Annotated in this window: 22 protein-coding genes and 1 tRNA gene; 9 read left to right on the top strand and 14 right to left on the bottom strand. The window is 71.8% G+C overall.

Translation table 11 applies throughout. From position 1 onward, the window contains the following. The first annotated feature begins 213 nt into the window (after positions 1-213). The 4 genes from DQ392_RS31850 (at position 214) to DQ392_RS31865 (ending at position 4400) form a co-directional block, all read left to right on the top strand. Complete coding sequence (locus DQ392_RS31850; protein ID WP_147266608.1) at positions 214-480, top strand: hypothetical protein; 267 nt, start codon at positions 214-216, stop codon at positions 478-480. 88 nt (positions 481-568) lie between these two features. Continuing rightward, positions 569-2542, top strand: coding sequence for a DUF3987 domain-containing protein (locus DQ392_RS31855; RefSeq protein ID WP_114019188.1), 1974 nt, complete (start codon positions 569-571; stop codon positions 2540-2542). A gap of 338 nt (positions 2543-2880) precedes the next feature. After that, positions 2881-3105, top strand: a complete 225-nt coding sequence (locus DQ392_RS31860) for an excisionase family DNA-binding protein (protein WP_114019225.1) — start codon at positions 2881-2883, stop codon at positions 3103-3105. Between the two features lie 14 nt (positions 3106-3119). Beyond that, a complete protein-coding gene (locus DQ392_RS31865) occupies positions 3120-4400 on the top strand; it encodes a tyrosine-type recombinase/integrase (protein ID WP_114019189.1) in 1281 nt (426 codons plus the stop codon). Between the two features lie 732 nt (positions 4401-5132). Here the strand turns inward: DQ392_RS31865 and DQ392_RS31870 are convergent. The 4 genes from DQ392_RS31870 to DQ392_RS31885 form a co-directional block, all read right to left on the bottom strand. Next, positions 5133-5219, bottom strand: a tRNA-Ser gene (locus tag DQ392_RS31870). A gap of 10 nt (positions 5220-5229) precedes the next feature. Then, positions 5230-5817 carry a tRNA adenosine(34) deaminase TadA gene (gene tadA / locus DQ392_RS31875; protein ID WP_114019190.1) on the bottom strand — a complete coding sequence of 196 codons (588 nt, stop codon included), beginning with the start codon at positions 5815-5817 and terminating at the stop codon, positions 5230-5232. A 493-nt stretch (positions 5818-6310) separates the two neighbouring features. Further along, entirely contained in the window at positions 6311-6862 is a 552-nt protein-coding gene (locus DQ392_RS31880) for a tRNA adenosine deaminase-associated protein (protein ID WP_114019191.1), read from the bottom strand. 278 nt (positions 6863-7140) lie between these two features. Then, entirely contained in the window at positions 7141-7416 is a 276-nt protein-coding gene (locus tag DQ392_RS31885; RefSeq protein WP_114019192.1) for a hypothetical protein, read from the bottom strand. A gap of 224 nt (positions 7417-7640) precedes the next feature. Here DQ392_RS31885 and upp point away from each other — a divergent pair, with 224 nt between their 5' ends. Beyond that, a complete protein-coding gene (gene upp, locus DQ392_RS31890) occupies positions 7641-8276 on the top strand; it encodes a uracil phosphoribosyltransferase (protein WP_114019193.1) in 636 nt (211 codons plus the stop codon). Between the two features lie 124 nt (positions 8277-8400). Here the strand turns inward: upp and DQ392_RS31895 are convergent, their stop codons facing one another. The 4 genes from DQ392_RS31895 to DQ392_RS31905 all read right to left on the bottom strand — a co-directional run bounded on the left by DQ392_RS31895 (position 8401) and on the right by DQ392_RS31905 (position 10426). Then, entirely contained in the window at positions 8401-9066 is a 666-nt protein-coding gene (locus DQ392_RS31895) for a LytR C-terminal domain-containing protein (RefSeq protein ID WP_114019194.1), read from the bottom strand. A gap of 135 nt (positions 9067-9201) precedes the next feature. Then, a complete protein-coding gene (locus tag DQ392_RS31900) occupies positions 9202-9498 on the bottom strand; it encodes a type II toxin-antitoxin system VapB family antitoxin (RefSeq protein ID WP_003999914.1) in 297 nt (98 codons plus the stop codon). 9 nt (positions 9499-9507) lie between these two features. After that, positions 9508-10119, bottom strand: a complete 612-nt coding sequence (locus DQ392_RS36055) for a PA domain-containing protein (RefSeq protein WP_342774986.1) — start codon at positions 10117-10119, stop codon at positions 9508-9510. After that, positions 10076-10426, bottom strand: coding sequence for a hypothetical protein (locus DQ392_RS31905; RefSeq protein ID WP_342774987.1), 351 nt, complete (start codon positions 10424-10426; stop codon positions 10076-10078). Before DQ392_RS31905 ends, DQ392_RS36055 begins: the two co-directional genes overlap by 44 nt. Positions 10427-10919: 493 nt before the next feature. Between DQ392_RS31905 and DQ392_RS31910 the strand changes: the two genes are divergently transcribed. After that, positions 10920-12254, top strand: coding sequence for a VTT domain-containing protein (locus DQ392_RS31910; protein WP_114019195.1), 1335 nt, complete (start codon positions 10920-10922; stop codon positions 12252-12254). Positions 12255-12428: 174 nt separating this feature from the next. On the opposite strand, the gene DQ392_RS31915 is transcribed toward DQ392_RS31910, so the two are convergent. The 5 genes from DQ392_RS31915 to DQ392_RS31935 all read right to left on the bottom strand — a co-directional run bounded on the left by DQ392_RS31915 (position 12429) and on the right by DQ392_RS31935 (position 17619). After that, entirely contained in the window at positions 12429-13667 is a 1239-nt protein-coding gene (locus DQ392_RS31915) for a cation:proton antiporter (RefSeq protein ID WP_181856663.1), read from the bottom strand. A 294-nt stretch (positions 13668-13961) separates the two neighbouring features. Then, a complete protein-coding gene (locus DQ392_RS31920) occupies positions 13962-15473 on the bottom strand; it encodes a tripartite tricarboxylate transporter permease (protein WP_114019226.1) in 1512 nt (503 codons plus the stop codon). Positions 15474-15485: 12 nt separating this feature from the next. Next, on the bottom strand, positions 15486-16049 hold the full coding sequence (locus tag DQ392_RS31925; RefSeq protein ID WP_114019197.1) for a tripartite tricarboxylate transporter TctB family protein: 564 nt from the start codon (positions 16047-16049) through the stop codon (positions 15486-15488). Continuing rightward, a complete protein-coding gene (locus DQ392_RS31930) occupies positions 16046-17029 on the bottom strand; it encodes a Bug family tripartite tricarboxylate transporter substrate binding protein (protein WP_114019198.1) in 984 nt (327 codons plus the stop codon). Before DQ392_RS31930 ends, DQ392_RS31925 begins: the two co-directional genes overlap by 4 nt. Positions 17030-17238: 209 nt before the next feature. Then, positions 17239-17619, bottom strand: coding sequence for an anti-sigma factor antagonist (locus tag DQ392_RS31935; RefSeq protein WP_114019199.1), 381 nt, complete (start codon positions 17617-17619; stop codon positions 17239-17241). Positions 17620-17878: 259 nt separating this feature from the next. On the opposite strand from DQ392_RS31935, the gene DQ392_RS31940 reads away from it, so the two are divergent. Further along, positions 17879-18394, top strand: coding sequence for a cupin domain-containing protein (locus tag DQ392_RS31940; protein ID WP_114019200.1), 516 nt, complete (start codon positions 17879-17881; stop codon positions 18392-18394). Continuing rightward, positions 18391-19158, top strand: coding sequence for an SDR family NAD(P)-dependent oxidoreductase (locus DQ392_RS31945; protein ID WP_114019201.1), 768 nt, complete (start codon positions 18391-18393; stop codon positions 19156-19158). Before DQ392_RS31940 ends, DQ392_RS31945 begins: the two co-directional genes overlap by 4 nt. A gap of 97 nt (positions 19159-19255) precedes the next feature. Here DQ392_RS31945 and DQ392_RS31950 read toward each other — a convergent pair whose 3' ends face one another. After that, positions 19256-20662 (bottom strand): hypothetical protein, encoded by a 1407-nt coding sequence (locus DQ392_RS31950; protein ID WP_114019227.1) that lies wholly within the window; start codon positions 20660-20662, stop codon positions 19256-19258. A 328-nt stretch (positions 20663-20990) separates the two neighbouring features. On the opposite strand from DQ392_RS31950, the gene DQ392_RS31955 reads away from it, so the two are divergent. After that, on the top strand, positions 20991-22367 hold the full coding sequence (locus DQ392_RS31955) for a molybdopterin-dependent oxidoreductase (protein ID WP_114019202.1): 1377 nt from the start codon (positions 20991-20993) through the stop codon (positions 22365-22367). Positions 22368-22892: the final 525 nt, after the last annotated feature.

Raw genomic sequence — 22892 nt, forward strand, 5'->3', positions numbered from 1 at the left:
TGAACTCCGGTGTGAACGAGCGGCGAGGACGCGGCTTCTTCTTCCCCATGCTCTCCATGATGGACATCCTTCCGGGGCAACGCCCCTGATCTCGAATGTCCGTCAAACCGAATCAAGCCCAGCACGTCCCCAGAGGCGGCCTATGCGGAAGCGCCGCGCATCCTTCGCGAAATCGCATGGATCGCACGCGCCACAGCCGACAAGGAATTCGGAGTGCCGATGGGACGAGAGTTCTGGCTTCGGAAAGCCGCCGTACTCGACCGCATCGCGCTGGCCGAGGAAGTGACCTACGCGCCCGAAGTAGCTGCCCCGGCAATCGAGACGGCAGAAGAGGCCGCCGGATGGCTCGCCGACTTCGACCACACCCACCACACAACGCACGGCCCCGGCAAACCCCTGCTGACCCCACCCGGCCGTTCCTACCGGCCCTACGTCCGCCAGGAATACCTGGCTTGGATCAAGACCCAAACCGAGTCCTAGCTATGCCCGGAGGCGGCGACCAACCGACCAAGGAAAGCCCGCCGCCTCCGGTCTCCCACTCCCAACCAGGAAACAGGAGGGCACAAGCATGCCATCCGAACCCGTCCACAGGCCGTACGGCAAAGTACGCGCTCTATTCGATCAAGCCGAGGACAGCGGACCGCCCAGCGACGTGGAAGCCGAGGCAGCCGTACTCGGCGCCATGATGCTCAGCGCTCAGGCCATCGGGGACATCACCAAGGCCCTGAGCCCGGAGGACTACTACCGGCCCGCACACGAGACCATTCACCGCGCCGTCCTCGCTCTGCACGAGGACGGCCGACCGGTAGACCCGATCACCCTCACACACCACCTGGACCGCCTCGGCGAACTGCCCCGCGTCGGCGGCCCCGGTTACGTGCAGTCCCTCGTCCAAGCCGTGCCGACTGCCGCGCACGCCGCGTACTACGCGGAAATCGTGCACGAACTGGCCGAGCGCCGCCGCCTGATCGAGGCAGGCACCCGCCTCGTCAACGCCGCTTCCTCCCCGGACGCCACGGCGAACGACGTACGCGAAGCACTCGCCCTCAGCGGCGAGAAACTGCCCGAAACCTGGCAGGAACCCATCCCGCTCAACACTCGCCCGGCGCTTCCGCGCTTCCCGCTGCACGCGTTCCCCGACTGGCTGCGGGAATTCGTAGCAGGCATCACGGAGGAGACGCAGACGCCGGCCGACATGGCGGGTGCCCTGGCGCTCTCCGTTCTCGCCACCGCTGCCGGTGGCCGTTGCGTGGTGCAGGTGCGCGGCCGGTGGCACGAGCCGACCAACCTCTACGTGGTCGTCGCGCTCCCTCCCGCCAACCGCAAAAGCGCCGTTTTCTCAGCAATGACCGACCCGCTCTACGAAGCGGAAAAATCCCTGGCCGAAGAGATGGCCCCACGCATTGTGGAAGCCGAACTGACCCGGAAGATGGCCCAGGAAGCAGCCGACAAAGCTGCCGCGCGGGCATCCTCGGCTCAAAGCTCGGAGCGTGACGCGCTTGTCGCCGAGGCCATTGACCTGGCCCAGGAAGCCGACCAACTCACCATCCCGGCCCGCCCCCGCCTGCTGGCGGACGACTCCACCCCGGAAACCGTCACCTCACTCATGGTCGAACAGGGCGGGCGCCTGGCCGTGATGTCCGCCGAGGGCGGCATCTTCGACATCATCGCGGGCCGCTACTCAGGCACGCCCAACATGGAGATCTTCCTCAAAGGGCATGCAGGCGACCGCCTACGCGTCGACCGCCGCTCCCGCGAGGAGTCCATCGAAGCACCGGCACTCACCATGGGCCTGGCCGTACAACCGACCGTCCTGGAGGACATCGGCAAGAACCGCGGATTCGACGGACGTGGCCTTCTCGCCCGCTTCCTCTACTCCATGCCGGAATCCCTTGTCGGCTACCGCAAGAGCAACCCCACACCAGTCCCCGGCCCCGTCGCAGCCCGCTACGCCTGCAACATCGTGGCGCTGACCCTCTCCCTGGCCGACCGCACCGAACCCGCCGTACTCCAACTCACCCCTACCGCCGAAAACGCACTGACCGCCTACCAAGACGCACTGGAACCCGAACTGCGCGCCAAGGGCGGAAAGCTCGGCCACATCGGCAAATGGGCCGGAAAACTGGTCGGCACCACCGCCCGCATCGCCGCACTCCTGCACCTGGCCGCACACCTGCGCGACAGCTACGGCGAGCCGATCAGCCAGGCCACCATGCTGGCCGCCATCGAACTGGGCGAATACTTCGCCGACCACGCCCTGAACGTCTTCGACCTCATGGGCGCCGACGCCGCCCAAGCCCGCGCCCGGACCCTGCTGGAGGTACTGGCCGCTAACGGCTGGGAGACCGTCAGCCGCCGCGACCTGTTCGCCAAGCTCTCCCGCTCGGAATTCCCCACCGTCGCCGACATGGAACCGGCCGTCTCCCTCCTGGAGGAACACGGCTACCTCCGCACCCACACCCCACCCCGCAACGGCAAACGCGGCCGTCCCCCGGCCCCCCGCTACCTGATCCACCCCCAGGTGAGGGAGGGGCTGGCATGACCCCACGTACGGCCCTCCGGCCGCGCAAACCGCAGAAACAACAGAAACCCCACGCCGTGCACGCTGACCAGCAGCGCAGCACCGTCGGTCCGGAGCCGAGCCAGCCGCCGCAGAAAGCAGCGAAACCGCCGCACAAATGCATGCGCACCGCTGACACCACCCTGGCCGGCTCGCCCGACGCCTATTTCTGCGGCACTTCCCGCACTTTCTGCGGCACCCATCCCGTCAACCACAACATCCCAGGTCAGGAGGCAAGTACGCAGGTTTCTGCGGATTCTGCGGTTTCTGCGACGGACCAGCGAACCTCCAGCGCTGAAAGGAGCACCGTGCAGCACGTCTTGAGCACCCGCGATCACGGCGACTGCGACATCGATCCCACGCTCGCGCTGCTCTCGGTCGAAGAGGCTGCCCGCCGACTCGGCATCGGCCGGACCGTCTGCTACCGGCTCATCAGCTCTGGCGAACTGGAGTCGATCACGGTCGGTCGCCTCCGCCGCGTCCCTGCCGACGCGGTTCCCGAATACGTCGCACGACTCCGCACCACCGCCCGTACCGCTGCCTGAAGGGGGAGAACACTATGGGAGACGAGAACAAGAGCCGTACACGCCAGCCCAACGGCCGTTCTTCCATCTACCGGGGGAAGGACGGGAAGTGGCACGGCCGCGTCACAGTGGGAGTCCGTGACGACGGCAGGCCGGACCGCCGGCATGTCGAGCGCAAGACGCGCGCAGAGGCCACCACAGCCGTACGGCAGCTTGAGAAGCAGCGCGAGGCCAAGACCGTACGGAAGCCCGGCAAGGTATGGACAGTCGAGAGCTGGCTTACCCACTGGGTGGAGAGCATCGCCCCGCTCGCCGTAGGCGAGAACACGATGGTCGGCTACGGCGTTGCCGTACGTGTCCACCTCGTTCCAGGGCTGGGAGCCCATCGGCTTGACCGGCTCACCCCGGAACACATCGAGCGCTTCTACGCCAAGATGCAGGCCAACGGCAGCAAGGCCGGAACCGCTCACCAGGTCCACCGCACGTTCCGCACCGCGCTCAACGAGGCCGTACGGCGCGGCCACCTCGGCAAGAACCCCGTAACGCTCGCCAAAGCCCCACGCCTCAACGAGGAGGAGATCGAGCCGTACACGGTGGAGGAAGTACGCCGGATCCTCCGCGCGGCCGAAAAGCGCCGGAACTCTGCGCGTTGGGCGGTCGCCCTCGCGCTCGGTCTCCGGCAGGGCGAAGCGCTGGGGCTCCAGTGGACAGACGTTGACTTGTCCAACGGTGTCCTGTGGGTCCGCAGGAGCCGCCGTCGGCCACGCTACGCCCACGGGTGCGGCGACACCTGCGGCCGGAAGGCCGGCTACTGCCCGCAGCGCCGCCGCACGAATCCGGAGACGGCGGAAACGAAGTCGCGCGCCGGACGGCGAGCGGTGGGGCTCCCTCCCCAGCTTGCCGACCTTCTCCGAGCGCACCAGGGCAAGCAGGAAGCTGAACGGGTTGCGGCTGGAGACGACTGGCACGACGGAGGCTGGCTCTTCGCCACGCGGGATGGTCGCGGAACCTCCACCCGAATCGACTACGACGAATGGAAGGAGCTACTGAAGGCCGCGAAGGTACGTGACGGCCGCCTACATGATGCCCGCCACACAGCCGCGACGGTCCTGCTGATCCTCGGCGTACCGGAACGAGCCGTCATGGGCCTCATGGGCTGGTCCTCCACCTCGATGGCAGCGCGGTATCAGCACATGGTTGACACTGTGCGCGACGGCATCGCCGCCCAGGTCGACGGGCTCATCTGGGAGCAGAAGCCTGACGAGCCGGACGACGATGACGACGGCACTGCGGGGGCTCTCGTACCGGTTGGGTGAGTCGGGGGCCGAGGGGACTGGCTACAAGTGGCTAGTCCCCTCGCCACCGGCTCAGACTGCTCGCCGTTGTTGTACGACGTTCCTAACGGCGGGTTCTCCCTGGCCCCCGTCGCCAGGGCAGGAACTGAGCGAAGGCGTCCAACACCTGGCCCAGGCCGGGAAGCACCTGAGGCAAGTCCTCGGGGCGGGCCCGCTGCACGACTGTATGCGCGATCACGCTTACAACAATCAGTAACGCCACAACTACTACGAGGACTGTAAGTAGGACGCACACCATGGCGACTGGTGAGAGAGACAGAAGTTCCGTCATGACACCTCCGGAGGGCATACCAAGGAAGCCCTCCGGCGGGGGCCGAAGGGCTTGTAGGGACTGCATAGGGATGGGGGAGGAGACGCACTCCTCCCCGGAACCTGCGTAGACCTTCAAGATCGCAGAGGGATTTCGGTGGTGCTATCAACCTCTGTGCCGAGCTTCACACCGTCTTGGAGGGAACCGCGTGGTCTCTGTGACCGCTCACCTCAACCTGGATGGTGTCTCTCTATGCGGTTATGTCTGAAGGCCAGCGCTACCAAGGTAGCAGCACTCTGTGGTTGGGTTCGGGCTCCAGACCGATATGGCCTCACACCAGGGGCCGGGCCGACTCAGGCAACAACTGAGACGGAAACTGAGACGGACACGACGAAGGGCCGGACCCTCGCCGGGTCCGGCCCTCCATACATCCTGCTCACAAGCGGTAGCGGTGGGATTTGAACCCACGGAGGAGTTGCCCCCTCACTCGCTTTCGAGGCGAGCTCCTTCGGCCGCTCGGACACGCTACCGAGAGGAACTCTAGCCCACTGAGGGCCCAGGGTCGAAATCGGTTGGAGGGCCCGCGGGGGGTGTGGGGGGTGCGGTACGGAAGAAGCTGGTGAGGAGGGTGGCGCACTCCTCGGCCCGTACCCCGCTGACGACCTCGGGCCGGTGGTTGAGGCGGCGATCGCGGAGGGCGTCCCAGAGGGAGCCGGCGGCGCCCGCCTTCGGGTCAGGAGCTCCGTAGACGACGCGCTCCACCCGGGAGAGGACGGCCGCCCCGGCGCACATCGTGCAGGGCTCCAGGGTGACGACCAGCGTGCAGTCCGTCAGGCGCCAGCTGTCGCCCCGCTTCCTGGCCGCGGCGCGCAGGGCGAGGACCTCCGCGTGCGCGGTCGGATCACCGTCCGCCTCACGGGCGTTGTGGCCCGTGCCGAGTACGGCGCCGTCCGGTCCAAGGACGACGGCGCCGACCGGCACGTCCCCCGCTCCCGGCGCCCTTTCGGCCTCCGTCAGCGCACGTCGCATGGGCTCGCGCCAACGGTCGCGCACCGGGTCGGGGGAGGGGGTGGGAGGAGAGGAGGCCGTGGCTGCCGGCCGCTCGTCCTCCTCGTGTGCGGGGGTCATGGGTCCAGTGTCGCGCCCGGCGGGTGACCCTCGGAGCCGCGGCCCGGCCTTGAGGGGCCTGGGGGAGGGGAGGGGAATCGGGTCGGCGGCTCTGAGACCGGCGGCCCCGAGACCGGACGTGGCCTCGGGGCCAGTGGTCCCAGGCCGGGTGTCCGGCGGCCCGGGGCCGGAGTTCGCGTGCCGGGTGGCCCGCCCGGGACCGCTGTCACATGCCGGGTGTCCGGGGCCGGTGGCCCGGGGTCGGGCGGACCGACGCCGGGCGTACGGCGTACGGCGGCCGGTCGCCCGAATCCGGGCTCCCGGCGGCCCGGATGACAGGTGCCGGGTGCCGCATGACGGGCCCCGGCACCGGCGTGGGCCGGGACGGGCGTGGCGTCCGCGCGCGAGCCCGACCCCGGCCCGGGGCAGGAGACGGATCCGGGCCCGGACCGGCTGCCTGGTGTGGCGGCCCGCGTCGGGCCGGCCCCGCGTCGGGCCGCCGGGCCCGACGCGGTCAGCGCACGGATTCCAGGACGTCCGTGCAGCCGAGGGCCTCGGCTACCTCGGCCAGCGCGTCCTCGGGGACGAGCGACAGCAGTGCCTTGCCGTCCATGCCCAGGTCGGAGAGGACGTCCGGGTCGCCCAGCGGCCCTGCGGGTGCGGCTTCCGCGTCGGCGACGGCGGTGCGCTCGGCCTCCTCGTCGTCGTTCTCGGCGCCTTCCGGCTCCCCCTCTTCCGTGCCGTCCAGGTCCACGAGTTGGTCGAGCGCGGAGGGGTCTTCCGGCTGGCGGCCCAGCAGCTCGTCCGACAGCAGTATTTCGCCGTACGAACTGCGCATCGCCGCCGCAGCGTCGGACACGTAGACGCGCGGGTCGTCTTCACCGTCCACGCGGACGACGCCGAACCATTCCCCCTCCTGCTCGATGCAGACCAGCACTGTCTCGTCGTCGGTCGTGGCCTCCCGGGCCAGGTCGGCCAGGTCGGCCAGGGTCTCCACATCGTCAAGCTCTGTGTCGCTCGCTTCCCACCCGTCTTCGGTGCGCGCGAGCAGCGCGGCGAAATACACCGTGACTCTCCCACTGATTCAAGAGGTGCCCGAGTGCTGACGAGGACCGTGCCCCGCCCCATCGGGCATCGTGGCAGAAACCCGGGCTGTGCGAAGGGTCTTCGACAGTGCGTCGCCGTGCTGTTTGCCCGACTGTTGCCCGAACGTTCCTCCGCGCCCCCGCCTGCGACGACTCACTGTGACAACTCGCGACGCAGAGCTGCCCAGGGAGCGCGTTCCGGCGCGGGCCCCTCCGGCGCGGGCCCCTCCGGCGCTTCCCGGCGGGGTGCGAGCCCGTCTCACCAGCGGAACGTGCGCATCCGCAGTGCTTGCTTGCGCCTTCGGGCGGCGCGCGAACGGCGCGGGTGGACGCGTTCGCGCAGTTCTTTCGCCTCGTTCAGCTCTCGGAGAAAGCGGGCGCGACGGCGGAGCCGCTCCGCGTCCGTGGGGTCTTTCCGGCCCGCCCTGTCCGTCTGTTCCGTGCGGTCGGTACGGCGGTCCCGGCGGTCCGGCTCCCCGGCCCGTCGCCGTGGCTGCCGGCCGGGCTTCGACGCCTCGGCTTCTGCCTCTGTCATACGCGCACCTCCGGTGTACCTGGCCACCTTCCCCGGTGCGCCGGTGGTACGCCCGTGCGCCCCCGCTCGCGTTCGGCGGTGGCCCCCGATTCCGTCGGAGGCGGCCCCGGCTCTCCCCGCCGACGCCCGCGCTCTCCGCCGACGACTCCGGCGAGGAGACCGGCAGCGCCCCCGCGGGGGTCCCGGCGGGGTCGGGTGGGCGGGGCCTCGGATACTGTCGAAGTATGCGGACCCACGTCGTCGACCATCCCCTTGTCGCGCACAAGCTCTCCACCCTGCGGGACGCGCGCACCGACTCGCCCACCTTTCGCCGGCTGGCGGACGAGCTGGTGACGCTGCTCGCGTACGAGGCGACCCGCGACGTGCGCGTCGAGGAGGTCGGAATCACCACGCCGGTGACCCGTACGACCGGCGTGCAGCTTTCCCGTCCGCGCCCCCTGGTGGTGCCGATCATCCGTGCGGGGCTCGGGATGCTGGAGGGGATGGTCCGGTTGCTGCCGACCGCCGAGGTCGGCTTCCTCGGGATGATCCGCGACGAGGAGACCCTCCAGGCCTCGACGTACGCGAACCGCATGCCCGACGACCTCTCAGGACGCCAGGTCTACGTCCTCGACCCCATGCTCGCGACGGGCGGCACGCTGGTGGCCGCGATCCAGGAGCTGATCCGGCGCGGCGCCGACGACGTGACGGCGCTCTGCCTGCTGGCGGCGCCGGAGGGCGTGGCCGTCATGGAGCGCGAGCTGGCGGGGACGCCGGTCACCGTGGTGACCGCCTCGGTGGACGAGCGCCTCAACGAACAGGGCTTCATCGTGCCGGGGCTCGGCGACGCGGGCGACCGGATGTACGGAACGGTGAGCTAGCGCCTCCGCGCGCTCCCGTACGCCCCCGATTACCGTCCGCACACCCCGCCGGACACCGGCCGTCCGTCCCGTCGGACACCGGCCGTTCCCCCTCCCGGATTTCGCCCGCGCGGTGGTTACGCGCTCAGCAGGTGGTGGGGTCGTGGGGCGTGGAGGCGGAGGCTCCGGGCGCCGCGGGTCCGGCGAGGGCCGCCGTGGCGGCCTTCTCCTCGGTCAGCTCGGTGAACTTCTTTCCGAGGACGAGGTCGAGTGCGTCGCCGTCCCGCTCGTCGTAGCGGATCTCCTCGCCCTTCAGCTGGGTGGCCAGGGTCTTCAGGCGGGCCGTGTTCTTCGCGCCCGGGGCGCCGATGAGGAAGCCCGTTCCCTTGACCTCCTTGGCGAGCCCGGCGGGCGCGTTGGCCACCTTACCGACGGTGAAGCCGCGCTTCTCCAACTCGTCGGCGGTGTCCTTGGCCAGGCCCGTACGTGAGGTGGCGTTCAGAACGTTGACGGTGACGTCACCGGGCTTCGGGAGGTGCGCGCCGTCGCGGGCGCCGGGCCGGACGGCTGCGGCCGGGGAGGCGCAGTCGGCGGCCTTGGCACGGCGGTGGTCGGAGGCCCTGGCGGGCTCGTCGGCGGAGAAGATGTCGACGAGCTGAAGCGTGCCCCACCCCAGCACGGCCAGGGCCGCCGCTCCCGACAGCGAGACCGCGAGGATTCTCCCCCTCCGCCGTGGCCTGCGCATCCGTGGGTAACGGTCGCCCCTGATGCGGTACTTCCCGCCCAGGCCCGGAGGAGTGAGCATGCTCATGTGCGCAGGGTAATGGCCAAAGGCAGTACTGCCTACTAGATGATCAACGACTCGTCAGAATGCGTACCCGAACGGGGGATGCGGGCGGACGCGGACGCATCTTCACTCGGTCATGCGTGCGCAGACGGGCGGGGCTCAGTCGAGTTCGAGTACGCGCGCGTGCAGCACCTGGCGTTGCTGGAGGGCCGCGCGGACGGCGCGGTGCAGCCCGTCCTCGAGGTAGAGGTCCCCTTGCCACTTGACGACGTGGGCGAACAGGTCGCCGTAGAACGTCGAGTCCTCGGCGAGAAGCGTCTCCAGGTCGAGCTGGCCCTTGGTGGTGACGAGCTGGTCAAGGCGCACCGGTCGCGGGGCCACATCCGCCCACTGACGGGTGCTTTCCCGGCCGTGGTCGGGGTACGGCCGCCCGTTTCCGATTCGCTTGAAGATCACACGGAAAGCCTACCGGGCCACCGGTACCGGGCGCAGCCTCGCGACCGTGACGCAATCCGGACGATCTACCCGTAAAGCGGGGGGAAAGCGGGCAGGACGTGGGTGACCCGGCAGGGGCGGCGGCGGAGAGTGTGGCGGGGCCCGGGCTCCGACAGGTGCGGGAGGTCGCGGCGTTCCGTTGTCCACAGGCTGTGGACAACGGAACGCCGCCGGGGTCGCGCGGCGCCTCCGTGGTGACCAGGTGGCCGCCGTGGCGACTAGCGGAAGAGGCGCGCCCCCTTGTAGGGGCCGTACGCCGGTCCGGCCGGGGTGGCGGTCTTGCGCACGCCGGCCGGCGCCGTCGGGCAGCTCGCCGGTGTCCCAGGCGTAGTGGCCGACGGCGTTGGCGATCGCCTTCACGTTGGCGTCGAACACGCGCATGTCGATCTTGTCGAGGGTGTCGCAGACCTGGTGGTAGAGGACGGCACCGACCGCGCCGGCCTCCGCGGCCGCCGACTGCTTCTGCGCGAACGAGCACGAGCCGCGCTGGATCAGCGCGATGCGCCCCTCGAACGTGCCCTGCGCGTAGTCGGCCGCGTCACAACCGCTGGAGCCGTCCGCGTCCACGGGCACCGCCGCCACGGGCGCCCTCCACGCCCCCGTCCGGCGTGCTCTTCGTGTACGTCATCAGCGTGAGCGGGACGTCGCGCTGCTCGGGCCCGAGCACCGTCAGTTTCTCCGCGAGGGTCTCGCGGAACGTGAACTCGAACTCCTGGAACGACACCTTGTAGCCGGCCGCCTTCAGCAGGGCACCCGCGTACGCGGCCGAACGGTCGTGCCCCTGGGAACCGGCGCCCCGGTTGCCGTCGCTGACCCTCGCGAGCGCGCTTCTGCCGCATCTCTTGCGGAAGAAGCCGAGGGACGAGCGGGAGCGGAGCGGTACGGACACAGTCGTGGTCCTTTCGGGGAACGGCTGTTCGGCGTGTGGTGCTCCATGTCCGTGGTGCGTCCGGCATACGGACGCGCGGACTCGGTGACAGGGAAGCTAGCGGGCCCCTGGCCCGGAGGGAACGCCCGTGTGGGCACGCGGCGTGTGGGCCCGCCGCGTGGGGGACGCCTGAATACCGGGGTGTCTGTGGGTGTGCTTGGAGGTGCCTGGGGCACGGGGGTGCCTGGGGCACGGGGTGCCTGGGGTGCTCGGAGGGCGCCCGGGGGCGCGCTCCGTTCGCGCTCCCGCACTGGGCACCCGCGCACCCGCGCGCCGGGCGCCTCCGCGCACCGCGCGCCCGTCCGCTCGTGTGCCGGTGGTCGGGAACGGTGGGCGAGGGGGGCGCGTTGGTAGCGTGTAGCGTCCGATACGGCCCGTGTGCTGTCCGCGCCGCCCTCCCCCAGCCCCCGGCCGGGAGGTGCCCCCAACTCGCGCCCCTGATCAGGAGCCCTCCGTGACCAACCTCGCACTAGGACCCAGCTGGCTGGATCCGGACTTCCTGATCAACACGTTCGGCCCTGTCGGGATCCTGGCGATCGTCTTCGCGGAGTCGGGCCTGCTCATCGGCTTCTTCCTGCCCGGCGACTCGCTGCTGTTCACCACGGGCCTCCTGATCGTGACCGACCAGCTGGACATGCCGCTGTGGCTGATGTGTCTGCTGATCGTGCTGGCCGCGGTGCTCGGTGACCAAGCGGGCTACCTGTTCGGGAAAAAGGTCGGCCCCGCGCTGTTCAAGCGGCCGGATTCCCGGCTGTTCAAGCAGGAGAACGTCGAGAAGGCCCACGAGTTCTTCGAGAAGCACGGCCCCAAGTCGCTGGTGCTGGCCCGTTTCGTGCCGGTCGTCCGCACGTTCACGCCGATTATCGCCGGCGTGAGCGGGATGCGGTACCGGTCGTTCGTCCTCTTCAACGTCATCGGCGGCACCCTGTGGGGAGCGGGAGTGACCCTGCTGGGCGCCGCGCTCGGCCAGATCGACTTCGTCCACGAGCACATCGAGCTGATCCTCGTCGGCATCGTGCTGCTGTCGGTCGTCCCCATCGCGATCGAGTACCTGCGCAACCGGGGTAAGGGCTCCGCGGGGAAAGCCGCGTCCTCCGCTGCTCCCGCGGCCGACGAGGCGCGCCCCCAGGCGCCGGGCGCGCCCGCCGGTGACCACGGTCACGGCCACTTCGGCCCGGGCCACGGCCCCGGCACGGGCCCGGGCTACGGCGACCACCACGTGCACGGCGCGTACGCGCCGGAGCCGGGTGCTCCCGCGCCGGGTGCTGCCCAGCCGGGCTACGGCGCGGGTCGTCCGGGGCCCGTGCCCCAGGACCCGAACGCGCCTCATGGCCACGGCCCCGGCCGGCCCCAGCAGCCTTATGGTCCGGGTGCGGGCAACCCTCCGGGCGCCTACGGCCCCGGTCCGGGCTACGGCGCGCCGGGCAGCCATGGAGCCTCAGGAGCACCCGGAGCACCCGGAGCACCCGGAGCACCCGGAGCACCCGGAGGCTATGGGCAGCGGGGACACCGCCAGGGCCCCCACGGCGAGGTCGGCGCGCCCTACGGTGACGGTGCCCCGGTGTACCCGGGCCCGTACGACGGCGCGGCGCCGCAGGACCCGTACGGGCGGGGCGGCGCCCCCCAGGCTCCCGCCGCCGGTGACCCGTACGGCGGGGACGGCGGACCGCACGGCCCCTCCGCGCCGCCTCAGGACCCGTCGGCGCCGCCCCGGGGTCCGGCGGCGCCTTCGGAGGACCCGCCGGGTTCGCAGAACCGTCCGGGCCGCGGCCGCCACGCCCGCCGCTAGAAGGCTCGGGGCGGTCTGCCGCCAGAGGGTTCCGAGCCCGCCCAAAACCCGCTGAGCCGGCCTGTCGCTGTCACCTCGGGCCACGGCGGCTCGTGTGGCGCGGGCCATGTGCCGGGCCCCGGCGCCGCGATCGCGGCGCCGGGGCCCGTGCGCTGTGGACGTCGTGCGTGCCGGTCAGGCCGGGGGTTCCGCGTAGGACGGCCGGTCCGACGGGTTCCCGTTCCCCGACGACTCCTGGGAGGCCGCGGGGGTCGGGGCGGCGTCGTCGGGGGGCTCCTTCGTGGCGGTGGGACTCGCCGGGATGCGCGAGGTCTGGCCGGTGAGCAGGGGGGAGAGTACGGCCAGGATGAGGACGTACCCGGCGATGAAGGGGGCGAGGCGGTCGTCGAGGCCGGCGGCCGCGGCCATGGCCGCGAGGATGAGGGAGAACTCGCCGCGGGCCAGCAGCGTGGTGGCGACGTTGGCCGCCGGCCGCGCTCCGAACGCGTAGATGCGGGCGGTGCACACGCCCGAGAGCACGTTCATGGCCAGGGTCAGGGCGACTGCCAGGAGTACGGGCACGAGGACCGTGGGCAGGTCGCCGGGGTCGATGGACAGGCCGAAGCCGAAGAAGAAGATGGCGCCGAAGGCGTCTCTCAGCGGATGGACGAGTTCGCGGATGCGGTCGGCCGAGGCGGTGTTGCCGAGCATGAGGCCGACCATGAAGGCGCCGATGGCGTCGGCGACGCCGAACTCCTCCGCGACACCCGCGACCAGCACGGCCGCGCCGAGGAAGGAGATGACGAGGAGTTCGTTGTCCCGGGTGGCGAACAGCCTGTTGATCACGCGGTTGCCGAAGCGGGCCGCGAGCCCGAGTACCAGGAGGAACGCGAACGCCTTGGCGATCTGGAGCAGCGCCGTGCCCGCCTCGTCGGCACCGGCGAGCACGGGCTGGAGCGCCGCCAGGTAGAGGGCGAGGAAGATGTCGTCGACGACGATGATGCCCAGGATGGGCTTGGTCTCGGGATCGCCGAGGCGGCCGAGGTCGACGAGCGTCTTGGTGACGATGGCCGAGGAGGAGATGCCCAGCACCCCGGCGAGTACCAGCGCCTCGGAGGTGCCCCAGCCGAGGGCGAAGCCGAAGCCGAGGCCGGCGCCGACGTTCAGGACGAGGTAGATGCCGCCGGCGAGCGCCATTTTGCGGCCGCCTGCTTTGAGGTCTCCCACGTGGAACTCGAGCCCGAGGTAGAAGAGCAGCAGGACGAGCCCGAGGGTGGAGAGCATTTCCAGCTCGTGCGGGTCCTCGACCAGTACGTAGCCGGGGGTGTGGGGGCCGAGGAGGATACCGGCCAGGATGAACAGGGGGATCGTCGGCAGTCCGATGCGGTTGCCGAGGCGGGCGAGGACGGCGGCGGCGACGAAGGCGCCGCCCATGGCGAGCAGGGTGTCGGCGTGGCCCATGCTCAGTCCCCCGGGGAGATGGGGGACGTGCGGGCGACTGCGGGGTGGTCGGGCGTCGGCAAGCTGATGGCTCCTCCTGGCGTCCGGCCTCTTGCACATGATCAGGCAAAGAGGTAGTCAAGAAAGCGTTAATAGTTACTTTACCAAACCAAATCCGCGGGCGGCCGGGCCGGACGGAGAAGGGCGCGGGCCTCCGGTTTCCGGAGGCCCGCGCCCGAGGTGGGGTCCCTTGCGGCGGGAGAGGAGAGGCGCGGCAGCGCGGGTGGCTCAGCCGCCGTCCTCCACGCGCTCGCGCCGCCGTGCACCCGGCAGCAGCCGCTTCAGCCACGGCCAGGCGAGGAGGACGACGATGATCGCGTAGACCGTCACCGCGAAGGGCGTGTCGACCAGCCCGGTGACGTGGCCGTCGCTGATCTGTAGCGCTCTGCGCAGCTGCTGCTCGGCGTTGGGGCCGAGGATGACGCCGATGATGGCGGGCAGCACGGGCAGCCCGTAGCGCCGCATCATGAGTCCGATGAGGCCGATGATCAGCAGGATGACGAGGTCGATCGCCTCACCGCCCACGGCGTAGGCGCCGACGGCCGCGAAGAAGAGGATCCCCGCGTACAGGTAGGGCCGCGGGACGCGCAGGAGCTTCGACCAGACCGGGGCGAGCGGCAGGTTGAGGACGAGCAGCATCACCATGCCGACGAACAGCGAGGCGATCAGACCCCACACCAGCTCGGGTTCGCGTTCGAACAGCAGCGGCCCCGGCTGGATGCCGTACTGCTGGAAGGCGGCGAGCATCACGGCAGCGACGGCCGTGGTGGGCAGGCCGAGGGTCAGCATGGAGACCAGCGTGCCCGCGGCCGAGGCGGAGGCGGCCGACTCCGGTCCGGCGACGCCCTCGATGGCGCCCTTGCCGAACTCGTGCTTGTTCTTGGAGAGCCGTTTCTCGGTGATGTAGGAGAGGAACGTGGGGATCTCCGCGCCGCCTGCCGGGATCGCGCCGAAGGGGAAGCCGATGACGGGGCCGCGCAGCCACGGTTTCCAGGTGCGCCGCAGCTCGTCGCGGCCCAGCCACGGGCGGCCGACCGGGATGGCGCCCTGTCCGCCGCGCCGCAGGTGGGCCGCCACCCACAGGGCCTCTCCAATGGCGAAGAGGCCGACGGCGACGATCACCACGTCGATGCCGTCGGAGAGTTGGAGGCTGCCGAACGTCAGCCGCTGCTGGCCGGTCATCTGGTCGAGGCCGACCAGACCGATGGTCAGTCCGATCAGCAGGGAGGCGAAGCCGCGCACGCGGGAGGAGCCGAGGACGGAGGTGACGGCGATGAAGGCCAGCACCATGATGGCGAAGTAGTCGGGGGCGCCGATGTCCACGGCCAGGTCCGCGACGGTCGGAGCGAGGACGACCAGCAGGGTCGTACCGATCATGCCGCCCGCGAAGTGGCCGACGGCCGCCGCCGCCAGTGCTTGGGAGCCGCGCCCCGACTTGGCCATCGGATTGCCTTCGATGGCGGCGATCACGGCGGCGCTCTCGCCGGGGGTGTTGAGCAGGATCGAGGTGGTCGAGCCGCCGAACATGCCGCCGTAGTAGATGCCGGCGAACATGATGAAGGCGGCTGTCGGATCGAGCCCGTAGGTGACGGGCAGCAGCAGGGCGACGGCCATGGCGGGCCCGATGCCGGGCAGTACGCCGATGGCGGTGCCCAGCAGGACGCCGGTGGCGGCCCACAGCAGGTTGAGCGGGGTGAGCGCGGTACCGAAACCGTCGATCAGGGAGCTCGCCGAGAGCATGACATCCATGGGTTACACCACTCCCATCAGCGGTCCGCCCGGCAGCTGCACGCCGAGGAGGGTGTGGAAGACGACGTAGGTGACCACCGAGAGGCCGGCCGCGATCAGGGGGTCGCGGGTGAGCGTGTGGGTGCGGCTGCCCAGCGCGTAGGCCGAACCCCAGAACAGCAGGGCGCCGGAGAGGGGGAAGCCGAGCGGGTCGATCAGGGCGGCGAACGCGAGGAAGACGCCCGCGAGCAGGGCGACCGTCCGCCAGTCGCCGGGTTCGCTCAGGTCGATGTCCTCACCGCCCTCGGCCTCGCCGCGCCCGCCGCGCAGAACGTCCACCGCGAGCAGCACGGCGACGAGAAGCAGCGCGATGCCGACGACCAGCGGGACGGTGCGGGGTCCGACGGGGCCGCGCACGGACGCGACGGTGTCCATCGTGACCGCGTCGGCCAGCACGAGGGCGCCGACGGCGAGCAGCAGGGCGCTGACGCCGAGTTCGGAGTAGGCGCGCAGCCCCGTGGGGCGTTCGGCGGGGGGAGGGGGCGTGGCGGCGGCGTCCGCCGGGGGTGGGGTCTCGGGCGTGCTCACCGGCCCAGCTCCTTCAGTACCGTGTCGACCCGCTCGTCCTCGCTCTTGAGGAAGCGGCCGTACTTCTCACCGGGCAGCCAGGCGTCGTCCCAGCCGTTGGTGCGCAGCGACTCCTTCCACTCCTTCGAGTGGCGCAGCGCGCGCACGAGGCGGATCAGCTTGTCGCGCTGCGTCTCGGACAGGCCGGGCGGCGCCATCAAGCCGCGCCAGTTGGTGAACTCCACCTCCAGGCCCGACTCCTTGAGGGTGGGCGCGTCGAAGCCCCTGACCCGCTCGGGCCCGGTGACGGCGAGCAGCCGCAGTTCGCCCGACTCGATCTGGTCCCGGTACTCGCCGAGCCCCGAGACACCGAACTTGACCTTGCCGCCGAGGACAGAGGCCAGCAGCTCGCCGCCGCCGTCGAACGGCACGTAGTTCACGGATTTCGGTTCGATGCCGGCGGCGCGGGCCATCAGCATCGGTGCCAGATGGTCGGGGCCGCCCGCGGAGGAGCCGCCGCCGACGGGGAGAGCGCCCGGTTTCTTCTTCCAGTCGGCCAGCAGCTGGTCGAACGTCTTGTACTTGGAGTTCTTCGGGACGACCACGATGTCCGGCTCCTCCGTCAGCCGCGCGATCGGCGTCGCGTCGGCCAGCGTGGAGGGCGCGTGGTTGGTGTGGACGGCTCCGACGACGCCGAGGCCCATGGACATGGCCAGCTTGCCGTTGCCGCGTTCGTTCACCAGGCGGGACAGGCCCACGGTGCCGCCGGCGCCGGGCAGGTTGAACACCTCGATGTTGTGGTTGAGGCCGGCGTCCTCGGCGTTCTTGGCCGCCGTACGGGCGGTGATGTCGTAGCCGCCGCCGGGGGTGTTGGGCACCATGAAGCGCAGGCCGGGGATGTTCGTGCCGCCCGAGGTGCCGCTGCCGGTCGTGATCAGCGGCGGTACGAGGAGCACGACCACCGCGGCGGCCAGGGGGGAGAGCAGGGCGCGCGTGCGCACGCGGAGACACCGCCTTTCCGGGGCAGTCCGCAGGGACGGGGGTGACCCGCCGCCGGCCCGGTGCTGAGGGGGACGTCCGGACCGACGGCGGCGGGGGAAGCCCACATGCTGCCCGCCCGGCACGGCGGTGTCTGCCCTTCGGCGGCAAGAAAAGTATTGGTCGTTGTGGTCGTTGTGGTCGCGACCCCGGGATGTACGCGGCTGCCCTGTTACGGGGCGACTTGTTCGCCTGGCAGGCCGACGTGTTCGCCGCGGCAGGCGTCGTCCACCGAGGCGTAGGCGGGCAGCCGGTGCTCCAGTTCCAACTGGCGCAGCAGCCTGCCGACCGGCGCGTGCTCGCACACCAGCACGAGCGAGCCGTCCCGGGACAGCGCCCTTCCGCGGGCCCGCATCAGGACGCGGACCACGGAGCAGTCCAGGAACGTCACCTTCCGCATGTCCAGCACGACGCGGGGCGGCCCCGGGGGCGCGAACGCCCGCACCAGGTCGGTCTCCAGCTCGGGCAGCGTGGCGATGTCCAGCTCGCCCCTCGCGCGTACGATCCGGAACCGGGCGGGCTCCGGGGCGTCGGGGCGGGGGACGGCGACCATGAATGACCCCTTCCGCTGCGGATGGCACGGTGGTGCGGCACGACGGCGATTTCCTCGGCGATTCCCTCGTTCGGCCGGGGTCCGGGGCCGAACGAGTGCACTCTAGGCACGCCTCGTGAGGGTTGGGGCGTGAGTGCGGATATCGAACCCTTCAGTGCCTTGATCTCACTCTTCCGAGTGACATGGGGGGCCGGTGGTTTTCCCGGGTCCTCCCGCGCCACGCGCATGTCCCGCGCGCGGAAGGGGCAGTGCATGAGGGATGCGACAGGACGGGCGGGAACAGGCGCGGGACGCGCGAGAGGCCGAGGCGCTGGCCGCACACTTCGGGCTGGAGCCGCTGCCACGCGAAGGCGGCCGGTTCCGCCGGCTGTGGGCGGGGCCGCAACGGAGCGACGGGCGGCCCGAGGGATCGGCGATCGTGATGCTGCTGACCGCCGCGCGGGACGACTACTGCGCGCTGCACCGGCTGCCGGACGACGAGATCTGGCACCACTACCTCGGCGACCCCCTCGAACTGCTCCTCCTCGCCCCCGACGGCACGGCGCGGACCCCCGTGCTCGGCCCCGACGTCCTCGGCGCCGGACACCACGTCCAGCTCACCGTGGCGGCCGGGACGTGGATGGGCGCCCGGGTCGCGACGGGCGGCGCCTGGAGCCTCTTCGGCTGCACCATGGCGCCCGGCTACACCGACGCGGGATACGAACACGGGGACGCGGAAGCGCTCGCCCTGCGGTACCCGGCACACGCCGGGGCCATCCGGAGGCTGGGCCGGTGACGCGGCGAGACGGTCCGCGGACCGTTTTGGTGACCGGTGCCTCCGGGGGCGTCGGGCGCGGGATCGCGCAGCGCTTCGCCGCCGCGGGCGCGGCCGTCGCCGTCCACTACCGCGGTGACGAGGCAGGTGCCCGCAGGACGGTGGCGTCCATCGAGGCGGCGGGCGGCGCCGCGCTCCCCGTCCACGGAGACCTGTCCACCGAGGCGGGCTGCCGCGCGGTCGTCGGGCGGGCGGCGGAGTGGCGGCGGGACGCGGGTCTCGGCGCCGTCGTCAACAACGCCGGCACCCAGCCGGTCACCCACCTGTGCGGGATGTCCGAGCGCGAGTGGCGCGCGGTGCTCGATGCGAACCTGCTCAGCGTCTTCGGCTGCACCCAGGCCGCCGCACCGCTGCTGGCGGACGCCGGCGGTGGCTCCATCACCCACATCGCCTCCATCGAGGCGGCCCAGCCCGCGCCGGGCCACGCCCACTACGCCGCCTCCAAGGCCGCGATCGTCGCCCACGCGCGGGCCGCGGCCCAGGAGTACGGCCCGCTCGGGGTGCGGGTGAACACCGTCTCGCCCGGCCTGGTGTGGCGCGAGGGCATCGAGGAGCAGTGGCCCGAAGGGGTGCGCAGGTGGCGCGAGGCGGCACCGGACGGGCGCCTCGGTACGGCCGAGGAGGTGGGCGACGCCTGCGTGTTCCTCGCCTCGCGGGCCGCCCGCTGGGTCAACGGGCACGATCTCGTGCTGGACGGCGGAGTGACCGCGCGCCCCTCCTGGTGAGCGGACCGGCTTCCCGCGGGCCGGCGACCGCTCGCGGGGGCTCCCCGCTGGTGTCGCCCTCGGCGATCGGCTGCGCGGGAGGCCCCGAGTGGATGGCTCACCAGCCCGTCATCAGTACGTGGTTGACGAGCAGGGCCACGGCCGCCTGTGCGGCGAGCCACCAGCGGGCGCCCGCCCGCGGCAGGAGCGCCGCGGCGGGCAGCAGCCAGGTGAGGAAGGGCAGCCAGATGCGCTCCGTCTCGGCCTTGCTCATGCCGGACAGGTCGGCGACGGCGACGGTGAGCGCGGCGGCCAGCACGAGCGCGACGAGCCGGCTCCGGCTGTCGGACCCTTGACGGGCGTCGGCTCGCTCCCGCACGTCGCTTCGGTTCTGGTCCCCGGGCCGGCCGGGTCGCCGTGCCCGCAGGTGGCCGGTCGCTTCCCGCGCCGCGGTGGTCCCACGCGCCAGCGCGCGTCGTACGCCCGCGAGCGTGGCGGGTCCGGCGACGGTGGCCGCGCACGCCAGGTTCCCCCACACCCAGTAGCTGTAGGGGCGGATGCCCGCCGCGCCCTGGTAGTAGCGCTCGGTCAACAGGTGGTAGCCCTCCCACCAGTTGAAACCGGCCAGGGTGAACGCGGCGGCGACCGCGGCCGCCCCGGCCAGCACGTGGGGCACCGGGCGCAGAGTGCGCGCCAGCGCGAGGACGGTGAGGCCGAGCAGGGCGCACAGGGCGAGCCCGTAGGACAGGTAGCACAGGAGGCCGAAGAGGAGCCCGGAGCCCAGGGCGGCGGCCCGGGGCGCGCGGACCGCGCGGGTGGCCGCCAGCGCGAGCAGGGCGAGTGCCCACGCGGCGACGGCGGTGAAGTAGCCGTCCGCCGACACGCCGACCCACACTGCGGTGGGGGCCGCCACCAGGAACGGGGCCGCCCCGCGGGCGTGTTCCTCGTCCGTCAGCGCGCGCAGGGCCACCAGGAGGGCCGCCGCGGCTGACGCCCCGGCGGTGATGACGAAGGCCGACGCCCAGGGGCCGCCTCCCAGGCCCAGGCGGTCCAGCCCGACGAAGGTGAGGACGGCCCCGGGCGGGTGGCCCGCGACGTGCGGTACCCAGTTGTCGGAAGAGTGCAGCAGGATGTGGTCGGTGAACGTGCGCAGGGCCGCGCCCACGTCGTCGAAGCGGTCGATCTCCTGGAGGTACTCGTAGGCGGAGGTGAGCTGGTTCTCCACCCCTCTGTGCCAGCCGTCCACCAGGGCGAGCGACCAGATCCACGCCATGGACGCGCCCCAGGCCGCCGGGGGCAGCCACCGCCACGGCAGCCGAGTCGCAACCGTCCGCCCGTACACCACGACGGCCGCGGCGATCAGCAGGGCGAAGGGCGTGCCCGGGCCGACGTGGGGTTCGAGTTCGGCGTAGAAGGGCGGCCAGTGCACCCGTAGGGTGCCGTGCTCGCGCTCGATGGCCGAGCCGACGACGACGGCAGCGGACACCAGCGCCACGGCGGCCAGTACGGCCAGCAGGTCGGACACCGGGCCGCGCCGCGCGTCGCGCCTGCCCGAGACCGCGCGCGGTCCGCGTCCGCCGGCGGCCGACCGGTCGGCGGCCGGGTCCGCGGCAGTGCCCGGCTCCGAGGAACCAGGCGGTTCCTGGGGCGTGTCCGCGTGTCCTTCGCGCTGGCGGGGTGCGCGGCCGTCCGGCCGGTGGCCGGGGCCGTGGGGGCGTGCGGGGGAGGGTTCTGGTGCCACAGGTGCACGTTAGGCCGCCCGGGGGTGCATGCGGGTCATCGGGCGAGGACGTCAGCGTTTCGTCATGCCTTCTGCGCCCCCACGGGGCCGCACCGGCGCATACGGTCGCTCCATGGGTGATCACAGCGCCGCTGCCGGCCCACCGCCGGACGAGCGCCCTCCTTCGCGCGGGTCCTCGCCGCCGAGTGGAGGCCGCACGGCACCGCGGCTCCCCTCGGACGCCGGGTTCTGGCGCAGCCCGCTGCGCGGCCCGTGGTTCACCGCGCTGCTGGGCGTCGTCCTGCTGGTGGGCATCACCGTGGTGTTCGTCACAGGGCTGCTCTCCTACGCCGCCTACAACCCGGATCTGGCCCCCGCCAACGACCAGACGCCCGAGCGGGGTCTGCTCGGCTTCTACCTGTTCGCCTGGCCCACCGATCCGCACTGGCTCTACCGGCTCACCCAGGGCCTGCACGTCACGGTCGGTGTGGTGCTGGTGCCGGTGCTGCTGGCGAAGCTGTGGTCGGTCGTCCCGAAACTGTTCACCCTGCCGCCGGCCCGGTCGGCCGCGCACGCGCTGGAGCGGGTCTCGTTGCTGCTGCTCGTCGGCGGTGTGCTGTTCGAGTTCGTGACCGGGCTGCTGAACGTCCAGCTCGACTACCTCTTCCCCGGCTCGTTCTACCCGCTGCACTTCTACGGGGCCTGGGTGTTCGCGTCCGCTTTCGTGGTGCACGTCGCCCTGCGGCTGCCCACGGCCGTACGGGTGCTGCGGGCGGGAGCACCGGACGACCTGGCCTCCGGACGCGGGAAGCGTTCCGCGGCCGGAGCGCGGGAGCCCGACAGGGAGACCGGACTGGTCGCCCCCGAGCCCGCCGCTCCCACCCTCTCGCGGCGCGGTGCGCTCGGCGTGGTGGGCGGCGGCTCCGTGCTGCTGCTGGGGGTGACGGTCGGCCAGAACGTCGACGGTCCCCTCCGCCGTACGGCCCTCCTGGCGCCGCACGGCGGTACGGATCCCGGAAGCGGGGCCAACGCCTTCCAGATCAACAAGACGGCGGGCGCGGTCGGTGTCACCGCACAGGAGACCGGCGACGGCTGGCGGCTGACCGTCGAGGGCGCGGACGGGCGCCGACGGCGGCTCACGCGCGCCCAGTTGCTCGCCATGCCGCAGCACACCGCGGCCCTGCCCATCGCCTGCGTGGAGGGCTGGTCCACCTCCGACCAGCACTGGAGCGGCGTACGCCTGCGCGACCTCGCTCAGCTGGCCGGGTTCGACCCGAGAGAGGGACTCCCCGGCGTATTCGTCTCCTCCCTGCAACGCTCCGGGGCGTTCCGGCAGGCCGCCCTGCGCGACAACCAGGTGCGTGATCCGCGCTCCCTGCTGGCGCTCCGCGTGGGCGGTGAGGACCTCTCGCTGGACCACGGCTATCCGGCCCGTGTCATCGTTCCGGCCGCCCCGGGCGTGCACAACACCAAGTGGGTCTCCCAGCTGTCGTTCGGAGCCAACCGATGAGCCAACCGCCGAGCGAACCGCCGAGCGGGTCCGAGGGCGAACCGGCCGACGGCAGGCCACCGACCGGCGGTCCGCCGGGACCGGTGGACGGCACCTCGTCCGCCGGCGTCACCCCCTCAACCGGTGACGACTCGGAAAGGGGTCAGGGGCGACGCCGCGGTGGACCGTCGGGGCCCGCCGCCGGAGGACGCATGGAGGCAGGGCCCGCGCAGGGCGCGGGACGGCCGCGCCGCCGCCTCGGCAGCCCGCTCCAGATCGTCCTCCTGTCGGCGTCGTTCGTGCTCGCCGGCTACGCGGGGACACGGCTGCCGACCGACGACTGGCTGGGCGTCGCCGTCTGGTTCGTCGGCGCGGCGCTGCTGCACGACCTGGTACTGCTGCCGCTGTACTCGCTCGCCGACCGGCTGCCCCGGCTCGCCGGCCGGTACGTCAACCACCTGCGCGTCCCGGCCCTGTTCTCCCTGCTGCTGCTCCTGGTGTGGCTGCCACTGATCTGGGGACCACCCGACCGGTACGCGAAGACCA

Origin of the sequence: Streptomyces reniochalinae (genome assembly GCF_003323735.1) — a bacterium.
Lineage (GTDB): Bacteria > Actinomycetota > Actinomycetes > Streptomycetales > Streptomycetaceae > Streptomyces > Streptomyces reniochalinae.

Bases quoted from the DNA above. Each gene is read 5' to 3' on its own strand.
- DQ392_RS31855 (WP_114019188.1), top strand. From the start codon at position 569: ATGCCATCCGAACCCGTCCACAGGCCGTACGGCAAAGTACGCGCTCTA.
- DQ392_RS31865 (WP_114019189.1), top strand. From the start codon at position 3,120: ATGGGAGACGAGAACAAGAGCCGTACACGCCAGCCCAACGGCCGTTCT.
- tadA (WP_114019190.1), bottom strand. From the start codon at position 5,817: ATGACCCCCGCACACGAGGAGGACGAGCGGCCGGCAGCCACGGCCTCC.
- DQ392_RS31885 (WP_114019192.1), bottom strand. From the start codon at position 7,416: ATGACAGAGGCAGAAGCCGAGGCGTCGAAGCCCGGCCGGCAGCCACGG.
- upp (WP_114019193.1), top strand. From the start codon at position 7,641: ATGCGGACCCACGTCGTCGACCATCCCCTTGTCGCGCACAAGCTCTCC.
- DQ392_RS31895 (WP_114019194.1), bottom strand. From the start codon at position 9,066: ATGAGCATGCTCACTCCTCCGGGCCTGGGCGGGAAGTACCGCATCAGG.
- DQ392_RS31915 (WP_181856663.1), bottom strand. From the start codon at position 13,667: ATGGGCGGCGCCTTCGTCGCCGCCGCCGTCCTCGCCCGCCTCGGCAAC.
- DQ392_RS31920 (WP_114019226.1), bottom strand. From the start codon at position 15,473: ATGCTCTCGGCGAGCTCCCTGATCGACGGTTTCGGTACCGCGCTCACC.
- DQ392_RS31935 (WP_114019199.1), bottom strand. From the start codon at position 17,619: ATGGTCGCCGTCCCCCGCCCCGACGCCCCGGAGCCCGCCCGGTTCCGG.
- DQ392_RS31940 (WP_114019200.1), top strand. From the start codon at position 17,879: ATGCGACAGGACGGGCGGGAACAGGCGCGGGACGCGCGAGAGGCCGAG.
- DQ392_RS31955 (WP_114019202.1), top strand. From the start codon at position 20,991: ATGGGTGATCACAGCGCCGCTGCCGGCCCACCGCCGGACGAGCGCCCT.